The sequence below is a fragment of the Streptomyces sp. NPDC041122 genome, assembly GCF_055592445.1.
The window spans coordinates 236,363-245,569 of the sequence record NZ_JBVIYQ010000013.1; the positions used below are offsets into that span (position 1 = coordinate 236,363).

Here is a 9,207-nt window from a genome sequence, read left to right on the forward strand (position 1 = left end):
CAAGCACGCTTGATTGTTTCTCCGAGCGCTGCCATGCTCCCAGGCACATCGCCCTGCCCCGAGGGGAGCGTTCCGTGCCCGATGCCCTGTCCGTGCTCGACGACCTGCGCGGCGAGAGCGAGGAACTCGACCGCCTGGTAGCGGAGTTGAGCCGGGAGCGCTGGTCCCTCGCGACCCCCGCGCCCGGCTGGACCGTCGCCCACCAGATCGCGCATCTGGCCTGGACGGACCGGGCGGCCGTGCTCGCCGCCACCGACCCGGACGCCTTCGCCGTGGAGGTCGAGAAGGCGGTGGCCGCCCCCGGCTCGTTCGTGGACGAGGGCGCGGCGGAGGGTGCCGCGCTGCCGCCCGCCGACCTGCTCGCGCGCTGGCGCGCCGGGCGCGAGGAGCTGTGGCGGATCCTGGGCGAGGCGCCCGCCGGCACCCGCCTTCCCTGGTACGGACCGCCGATGGCCGTACCGTCCATGGCGAGCGCGCGGCTCATGGAGACCTGGGCACACGGCCAGGACGTGGCCGACACGCTCGGCGTGCGGCGGGCCGCGACCGGCCGGCTCCGGCACGTGGCGCGGATCGGGGTGCGCACCCGCGACTTCTCCTTCGCGGTACGGGGGCTGAGCGCACCCGGCGAGGAGTTCCGGGTCGAGCTGACCGCGCCGGAGTCGGGGGAGGTGTGGGCGTACGGGCCCGAGGGCGCCGCCCAGCGGGTGACCGGGCCCGGCCTCGACTTCTGCCTGCTCGTGACGCAGCGCGCCCACCGCGCCGACCTCGCCCTGCGCGCGGAGGGTCCGGACGCGGACGGGTGGCTGGACATCGCGCAGGCGTTCGCGGGGCCACCGGGTGCGGGCCGTGCGCCCGCGCGTACGCCCGGGGGAGACGCGCGGTGACCCCGCCCCCGTCCCCGCCCCCGTCCTCGTCCCCGTCCCCGTCCCCGCGTCCGACGCCACCGCCCCCGCGCCCCACGCGGCCCCTGCGCATCGGCAACGCCTCCGGTTTCTACGGGGACCGGTTCAGCGCCCTGCGCGAGATGCTCACCGGGGGGCCGCTCGACGTCCTCACCGGTGACTATCTCGCCGAGCTGACCCTGCTCATCCTCGGCCGCGACCGGCTCAAGGACCCCTCCCGCGGCTACGCGAAGACCTTCCTGCGGCAGCTGGAGGAGTGTCTCGGGCTCGCCCGGGAGCGGGGCGTGCGCATCGTCGCCAACGCGGGCGGGCTCAACCCGGCCGGACTCGCCGACGCCGTACGGGAGTTGGCCAGCCGGCTCGGGCTCGACGAGGTGCGGGTCGCGCACGTCGAGGGCGACGACCTCGGCGCCCGCTTCCCCGGCGCCCTGACCGCCAACGCCTACCTCGGCGGCGCCGGCATCGCCGCCTGCCTCCAGGCCGGGGCCGACGTCGTCGTCACCGGCCGCGTCACCGACGCCGCCCTGGTCACCGGGCCCGCCGCCGCCCACTTCGGCTGGGGCCCGACGGAGTACGACAAGCTCGCCGGTGCCGTCGTCGCCGGGCACGTCCTGGAGTGCGGCGCGCAGGCCACCGGCGGCAACTACGCCTTCTTCGCCGAGCACCTCACCGAGCACGGCAAGGGCCTCGACGCCCTGCGGCACCCCGGGTTCCCGCTCGCCGAGATCCACGAGGACGGCTCGTCCGTCATCACCAAGCACGACGGCACCGGCGGCTTCGTCGACGTCGGCACCGTCACCGCGCAGCTCCTCTACGAGACCCAGGGCGCCCGGTACCTCGGCCCGGACGTCACCGCCCGCCTCGACACGGTCACGCTCACCCAGGCCGGACCCGACCGCGTCCGCGTCGACGGCGTGCGCGGCGAGGCGCCGCCCCCCACCCTCAAGGCGGGCCTCAACCGGCTCGGCGGCTTCCGCAACGAGGTCGTCTTCGTCCTCACCGGCCTCGACATCGACGCCAAGGCCGGCCTCGTCCGCGCCCAGATCGAGGACGCCCTCGACCGCGCCCCGGCCCGCCCCGCCGACGTGCGCTGGGAGCTGGCCCGCACCGACCGCCCCGACGCGCCCACCGAGGAGGGCGCCAGCGCCCTGCTGCGCCTCGTCGTACGGGACGCCGACGCCGACACCGTGGGCCGCACCCTCAGCGGCGCCGCCATCGAGCTCGCCCTCGCCGGCTACCCCGGCTTCCATGTGACGGCGCCGCCCGGGAAGGGCTCGCCGTACGGGGTCTTCGAGGCGGCGTACGTCGAGCGCGCCCGCGTCGACCACGTCGCCGTCCTGCCCGGCGGCCGGCGCGTCGCCGTCCCGCCGGGCGACGACACCCTCGTACCGGAGGAGCTCGCGGCGCCCCCGCTGCCCGCCCCGCTCCCTCAGGGGCCGACCCGCCGCGCCCCCCTCGGCCTGGTCGCCGGGGCCCGCAGCGGCGACAAGGGCGGCGACGCCAACGTGGGTGTGTGGGTGCGCACCGATGACGCGTGGCGCTGGCTCGCCCACGAACTCACCGTCGACCGGTTCCGTCAACTCCTGCCGGAGACCGCCGACTTGACCGTCGTCCGCCACGACCTGCCGAACCTGCGCGCCCTGAACTTCGTCGTCGAGGGACTGCTCGGCGAGGGCGTGGCCGCCCGGGCCCGCTTCGACCCGCAGGCCAAGGGCCTCGGCGAGTGGCTGCGCGCCCGCCACCTGGACATACCGGAGGTACTCCTGTGACCGTCCTCGCCTCCGCGCTCGACCCCGCGAGCGCCGAGTACGCCGAGCACCGCAGGGCCATGCTCGACCGGCTCGCCGCGCTCGACACCGAGCAGGCCAAGGCGCTCGAAGGGGGCGGCGAGAAGTACGTCCAACGGCACCGCAAACGCGGCAAGCTGCTCGCCCGCGAACGGATCGAACTGCTCCTGGACCCGGACACGCCCTTCCTGGAGCTCTCCCCGCTCGCCGCCTGGGGCAGCGACTACCCCGTCGGCGCCTCCATGGTCATCGGCATCGGCGTCGTCGAGGGCGTCGAGTGCCTGATCACCGCCAACGACCCGACCGTACGGGGCGGCGCCTCCAACCCCTGGACGCTGAAGAAGGCCTTCCGGGCGCACGAGATCGGCCACGCCAACCGGCTGCCGTCCATCCACCTCGTGGAGTCCGGCGGCGCCGACCTGCCGTCCCAGAAGGAGATCTTCATCCCGGGCGGCGCCCTCTTCAAACACCTCACGCAGTCCTCGGCCGCGGGCATCCCGACCATCGCCGTCGTCTTCGGCAACTCCACGGCGGGCGGCGCCTACGTGCCCGGCATGAGCGACCACGTGATCATGGTCAAGGAACGGGCGAAGGTCTTCCTCGGCGGGCCGCCGCTGGTGAAGATGGCGACCGGCGAGGAGAGCGACGACGAGTCGCTCGGCGGCGCCGAGATGCACGCCCGCACCTCCGGCCTCGCCGACCACCTCGCCGAGGACGAACGGGACGCGCTGCGCCGGGCCCGCCGCGTCGTCGCCCGCCTCAACTGGCGCAAGCGGTACGCCGATCCGGACCCGGCGACGGTCGCCCCGCCCGCGTACGACGAGGACGAGCTGCTCGGCATCGTCCCCGAGGACCTCAAGAAGCCCTTCGACCCGCGCGAGGTCATCGCCCGCGTCGTCGACGGCTCCGACTTCGACGAGTTCAAGCCGCTGTACGGGAGTTCGCTCGTCACCGGGTGGGCGGCCCTGCACGGCTACCCGGTCGGCATCCTCGCCAACGCGCAGGGCGTGCTGTTCAGCGAGGAGTCCCAGAAGGCCGCCCAGTTCATCCAGCTGGCCAACCAGCGCGACATCCCGCTGCTCTTCCTGCACAACACCACCGGCTACATGGTCGGCAAGGAGTACGAGCAGGGCGGCATCATCAAACACGGCGCCATGATGATCAACGCGGTGTCGAACTCGACGGTGCCGCATCTGTCGGTGCTCATGGGGGCGAGCTACGGCGCCGGGCACTACGGCATGTGCGGGCGCGCCTACGACCCCCGCTTCCTCTTCGCCTGGCCCAGCGCCAAGTCCGCGGTGATGGGCCCGCAGCAGCTCGCGGGCGTCCTGTCGATCGTCGCCCGGCAGTCCGCCGCCGCCAAGGGGCAGCCCTACGACGACGAGGCGGACGCCGGGCTGCGCGCCATGGTGGAGCAGCAGATCGAGTCCGAGTCGCTGCCGATGTTCCTGTCCGGGCGGCTCTACGACGACGGGGTCATCGACCCCCGCGACACCCGCACCGTCCTCGGCCTCTGCCTCTCCGCGATCCACACCGCCCCCTACGAGGGCGCGCGCGGCGGCTTCGGCGTCTTCCGGATGTGAGGACCTTCCCTGATGGACGTGAGGACCTTCCCCGATGGACGTGAGGAACTCCGCATGATTACTTCCCTGTTGGTGGCCAACCGGGGCGAGATCGCCTGCCGCGTCTTCCGCACCTGCCGCGAGCTCGGCATCGCCACCGTCGCCGTGTACTCCGACGCCGACGCGGACGCCCTGCACGTACGCGAGGCCGACACGGCGGTCCGGCTGCCGGGTGCGGCGCCCTCCGACACGTATCTGCGCGGCGACCTCGTCGTGAAGGCGGCGCTCGCCGCGGGCGCGGACGCCCTCCACCCCGGCTACGGCTTCCTCTCCGAGAACGCCGGCTTCGCCCGCGCCGTCCTGGACGCGGGCCTGCTCTGGATCGGCCCGCCCCCCGAAGCGATCGAGGCGATGGCGTCCAAGACCCGCGCCAAGGAGCTGATGGGCGTCGCGCCGCTCGGCGAGGTCACCGAGGCCGACCTGCCCGTCCTGGTGAAGGCGGCGGCCGGCGGCGGCGGACGCGGCATGCGCGTGGTACGGGAACTGGACGCCCTTGAGGGCGAGCTGGCGGCGGCGCGAGCCGAGGCGACGAGTGCCTTCGGGGACGGTGAGGTGTTCGTCGAGCCGTACCTGGCGGCGGGGCGGCACGTCGAGGTGCAGATCATGGCGGACGCGCACGGCACCGTCTGGCCGCTCGGCACCCGCGACTGCTCGCTGCAGCGCCGCCACCAGAAGGTCGTCGAGGAGGCCCCGGCACCCGGCCTCGTCCCGGAACTCGTCGCCGACCTGCACGCACAGGCCGTACGCGCCGCCCGCGTCACCCACTACCGCGGCGCCGGCACCGTCGAGTTCCTGGTGGCCGACGGGCGGGCCCACTTCCTGGAGATGAACACCCGCCTCCAGGTCGAACACCCCGTCACCGAGGCCGTGTTCGGCCTCGACCTGGTCGCCCTGCAGATCCGGATCGCCGAGGGCGAGCCACTGGCCGGCGAGCCGCCGGCCCCCCAGGGCCACGCCGTCGAGGCCCGCCTCTACGCCGAGGACCCGGCCGCGGACTGGGCGCCGCAGACCGGCACCCTGCACCGCCTTGACGTGCCCGGCGACGTCCGTCTGGACACCGGCTACACCGCGGGCGACACCATCGGCGTGCACTACGACGCGATGCTCGCCAAGGCCGTCGCCCACGCCCCCACCCGTGCCGAGGCCCTGCGGAAACTGGCCGGCGCCCTGGAGCGCGCCACCGTGCACGGCCCGGTCACCAACCGCGAGCTGCTCGTACGCTCCCTGCGCCACCCCGAGTTCACCGCCGCCCGGATGGACACCGGCTTCTACGACCGGCACGCCGCCACGCTCACCGCGCCCGCCCCCGACCCGCACGCCCCGCTGGCCGCCGCGCTCGCCGACGCGCACGGCCGCTCCCGCTTCGGCGGCTGGCGCAACCTGCGCTCCCAGCCCCACCTCAAGCGCTACCGCACCGAGCCGGACGGCACCGAGCACGAGGTCCGCTACCACCACACCCGGCAGGGGCCCGCCGCCGAAGGCGTGACCGTCCTGGAGGTGACGGCGGGGCGCGTGGTGCTGGAGGCCGACGGCGTACGGCGGACGTACACCGTCGCGCGGTACGCGGACCGGATCCACGTCGGCACCCCCCGGGGCGACACCGCCCTCACCCCGCTGCCCCTGCTGCCCGAACCCACCGCCCGCCGCGTGCCCGGCTCGCTGCTCGCCCCGATGCCCGGCACCGTCGTGCGCGTCGCCGCAGGCATCGCCGAGGGAGCGCCGGTCACGGCCGGGCAGCCCCTCGTCTGGCTGGAGGCCATGAAGATGGAGCACCGCATCTGCGCCCCCGCCTCCGGCACGCTCACCGCCCTGCACGCCGCACCCGGCCGCCAGGTCGAGGTCGGCGCGCTGCTCGCCGTCGTAGAGGCCGCCGACCAGGCCGCCCAGCCGCTCGCACAGGAGGAACAGTCCGCATGAGCATCGCTCGCAGCACCGCTCGCAGCACCGTCCTCGAAACCGAAGAGCACCAGGCCCTGCGCTCCGCCGTCGCCGCACTCGGCCGCCGGTACGGCCGCGACTACCTCGCTCGCGTCGCCGCCGAGGGCGGCCACCCCGACGAGCTGTGGGCGGACGCCGCCAAGCTCGGCTACCTCGGCGTCAACCTGCCCGAGGAGTACGGGGGCGGGGGCGGGGGCATGGCCGAACTCTCCATCGTCCTGGAGGAGTTGGGGGCGGCCGGCTGCCCCCTGCTCATGATGGTCGTCTCGCCCGCGATCTGCGGCACGGTCATCGCCCGCTTCGGCACCGAGGAGCAGAAGCGGGCCTGGCTGCCCGGCCTCGCCGACGGCTCGCTCACCATGGCCTTCGGGATCACCGAGCCCGACGCGGGCTCCAACTCCCACCGCATCACCACCACGGCCCGCCGCGACCCGGACTCCGACTCCGGCGGCTGGCTGCTGAGCGGCCGCAAGGTCTTCATATCGGGCGTCGACATCGCGGACGCGACCCTCATCGTCGGCCGCACCTCCGACGCGCGCACCGGCAACCTCAAACCGTGCCTGTTCATCGTCCCGCGCGACGCGCCGGGCTTCGAGCGGCGGCGGATCGACATGGAACTCCAGGCCGCCGAGAAGCAGTTCGAGCTCGTCCTCGACGACGTACGGCTGCCCGCCGACGCGCTGGTGGGCGAGGAGGACGCCGGACTGCTCCAGCTGTTCGCCGGCCTCAACCCCGAGCGCATCATGACGGCCGCGTTCGCGCTCGGCATGGGCCGGTACGCGCTGTCCCGCGCCGTCGAGTACGCCAAGGAACGCAGCGTATGGAAGTCCCCGATCGGCGCCCACCAGGCCATCGCGCACCCGCTCGCCCAGTCCCACGTCGAGATCGAACTGGCCCGCCTGATGATGCAGAAGGCCGCCCGCCTCTACGACGAGGGCGACGACATCGGCGCCGGGGAGGCCGCCAACATGGCCAAGATCGCCGCCGCCGACGCGTGCGTGAAGGCCGTCGACCAGTCCGTGCACACCCTCGGCGGCAACGGCCTGACCAAGGAGTTCGGCCTCGCCTCGCTGATCGTGGCCTCCCGCGTGGCACGGATCGCCCCCGTCAGCCGGGAGATGATCCTCAACTACGTCTCCCACCAGACGCTGGGCCTGCCCAAGTCCTACTAGGTCTTACCAGGCCCTACCAGCCCGAGGAGCGGTCCATGAGCCTCGTCGTCTCCGCACCGGAACGCGGCGTCACCACCGTCACCCTGGACTTCCCCGACCGCCGCAACGCGCTCTCCGCGGAACTGGTCGGCGCCCTCGCCGCAGCGCTCGACGGCCTGGGCGCGGACCCGGACGTCCGGGCGGTCCTGCTCACCCACACCGGCACGACGTTCTGCTCCGGCGCCGACCTGAAGGCGCCGCCCGCACCGGCCGACTTCGTGCGGCTGATGCGGCGGATCGTGGAACTCCCCAAGCCGGTCCTCGCCCGCGTGGACGGGCACGTCCGGGCGGGCGGCCTCGGGCTGCTCGGCGCCTGCGACCTGGCGGTGGCGGGCCCGGCCGCGTCCTTCGCCTTCACCGAGGTGCACATCGGCGTGGCCCCCGCCGTGATCTCCCTGCCCCTGCTGCCCCGCCTCGACCCGGGCGCGGCGTCCCGCTACTACCTCACCGGGGAGCGGTTCGACGCGGCGGAGGCGGCACGGATCGGCCTGGTCACGGTGTACGGGCAGGACGTGGACGTGGCCCTCGCGCCGCTGCTCGACGGGGTCAGGGCGGCGGCGCCGGGCGCCCTGGCCGAGACGAAGAAGCTGCTCACGGCTAGGGTGCTCGACGCATTCGACGACCACTCGGACGCCCTGACCGCCCTGTCCGCCCGCCTCTTCGGCTCCACCGAGGCGCGCGAGGGCATGACGGCGTTCCTCGAACGACGGGAGCGCCCATGGGTGCTGTGACCGCCGCGGACCGGGGCCCCGGTGAGGTCCCGGCCCGCTCGCCCAAGCAGGACCGCAGCCGGGCCACCCGGCAGCGGCTACTGGAGGCCGCCGTCTCCTGCCTCGCCGAACACGGCTGGGCGGGCTCGACGGTCTCCGTGGTCGCCGAGCGGGCGGGCGTCTCGCGGGGCGCGGCGCAGCACCACTTCCCGACCCGGGAGGACCTCTTCACTGCGGCCGTCGAGTACGTCGCCGAACAGCGCTCCACCGCCCTGCGGGCCCTCCCCGCGCAGGACCGCGCCTCGGTGGTCGCGGCCCTGGTCGACCTCTACACGGGCCCGCTCTTCCGCGCGGCGCTCCACCTGTGGGTCGCCGCGTCGAACGAGCCCCAGCTGGGCTCCCGCGTCACGGAACTGGAGTCCCGCGTGGGCCGCGAGACCCACCGCATCGCGGTGGAACTCCTGGACGCGGACGAGTCCCGCCCCGGCGTCCGCGAGACGATCCAGGGCCTCCTGGACATGGCGCGCGGCCTGGGCCTCGCGAACCTCCTGACGGATGACGGGGTGCGGAGGGAGCGGGTGGTGGCGCAGTGGACGGTGCTGGTGGAGGGGGCGCTGGGGTAGGGGCGTGGGGGGGGCTTTGGTGGGCCGGTGCGTTTGCCGGTGGCCGGGGGAGTCTTCGGTGGGCCGGTGCCTTTGTCGGTGACCGGGGCCGCCCGGGTGTTTGCGGAGTGTGGCGCCTCCGGGCCGGCAGTAAAGGGCGCTCCTTCGTCGCGTCGGCTTCGCCGATTGCGCTGCGCTCCACCCTTGACTCCCGTCCCTCCACCGCACGTTGACGTTCGACCCGGACGGCCAGGGGATGGCGGCGGACCTCGCTGTTCGGGTCATCAGCTTTCGCTGCCGGGTGCGGTCCGGCCCATCGTGGGCGGACGCCCCGGTGCGCGCTCGGCCCACGGCCCGTCTGGTCGGGTCATCGGCCTTCGCGGCCGGGTGCGGTCCGGCTCATCGTGGGCGGCGGCCACGGTGCGAGCTCGGCCA

General features: G+C 74.4%; 7 protein-coding genes. All 7 read left to right on the plus strand.

Features of this window, described 5'->3' with window-relative positions; all coding sequences use genetic code 11:
* Nucleotides 1-74 precede the first annotated feature (74 nt).
* The 7 genes from ACZ6B8_RS37155 (at nt 75) to ACZ6B8_RS37185 (ending at nt 8,793) form a co-directional block, all read left to right on the plus strand.
* Nucleotides 75-884, plus strand: a complete 810-nt coding sequence (locus tag ACZ6B8_RS37155; RefSeq protein WP_471610090.1) for a TIGR03084 family metal-binding protein — start codon at nt 75-77, stop codon at nt 882-884.
* Nucleotides 885-967: 83 nt separating this feature from the next.
* Nucleotides 968-2,671 (plus strand): acyclic terpene utilization AtuA family protein, encoded by a 1,704-nt coding sequence (locus ACZ6B8_RS37160; RefSeq protein WP_471610103.1) that lies wholly within the window; start codon nt 968-970, stop codon nt 2,669-2,671.
* Nucleotides 2,668-4,272, plus strand: a complete 1,605-nt coding sequence (locus ACZ6B8_RS37165) for an acyl-CoA carboxylase subunit beta (protein ID WP_471610091.1) — start codon at nt 2,668-2,670, stop codon at nt 4,270-4,272. Before ACZ6B8_RS37160 ends, ACZ6B8_RS37165 begins: the two co-directional genes overlap by 4 nt.
* A 54-nt stretch (nt 4,273-4,326) precedes the next feature.
* Entirely contained in the window at nt 4,327-6,228 is a 1,902-nt protein-coding gene (locus ACZ6B8_RS37170; protein ID WP_471610092.1) for an acetyl/propionyl/methylcrotonyl-CoA carboxylase subunit alpha, read from the plus strand.
* Nucleotides 6,225-7,421, plus strand: coding sequence for an acyl-CoA dehydrogenase family protein (locus ACZ6B8_RS37175; protein WP_471610093.1), 1,197 nt, complete (start codon nt 6,225-6,227; stop codon nt 7,419-7,421). The genes ACZ6B8_RS37170 and ACZ6B8_RS37175 overlap by 4 nt, the downstream gene beginning before the upstream one ends.
* Nucleotides 7,422-7,456: 35 nt before the next feature.
* A complete protein-coding gene (locus ACZ6B8_RS37180; protein ID WP_471610094.1) occupies nt 7,457-8,191 on the plus strand; it encodes an enoyl-CoA hydratase family protein in 735 nt (244 codons plus the stop codon).
* Nucleotides 8,179-8,793, plus strand: a complete 615-nt coding sequence (locus ACZ6B8_RS37185) for a TetR/AcrR family transcriptional regulator (protein WP_471087830.1) — start codon at nt 8,179-8,181, stop codon at nt 8,791-8,793. Before ACZ6B8_RS37180 ends, ACZ6B8_RS37185 begins: the two co-directional genes overlap by 13 nt.
* The last annotated feature ends 414 nt before the right edge of the window (nt 8,794-9,207 follow it).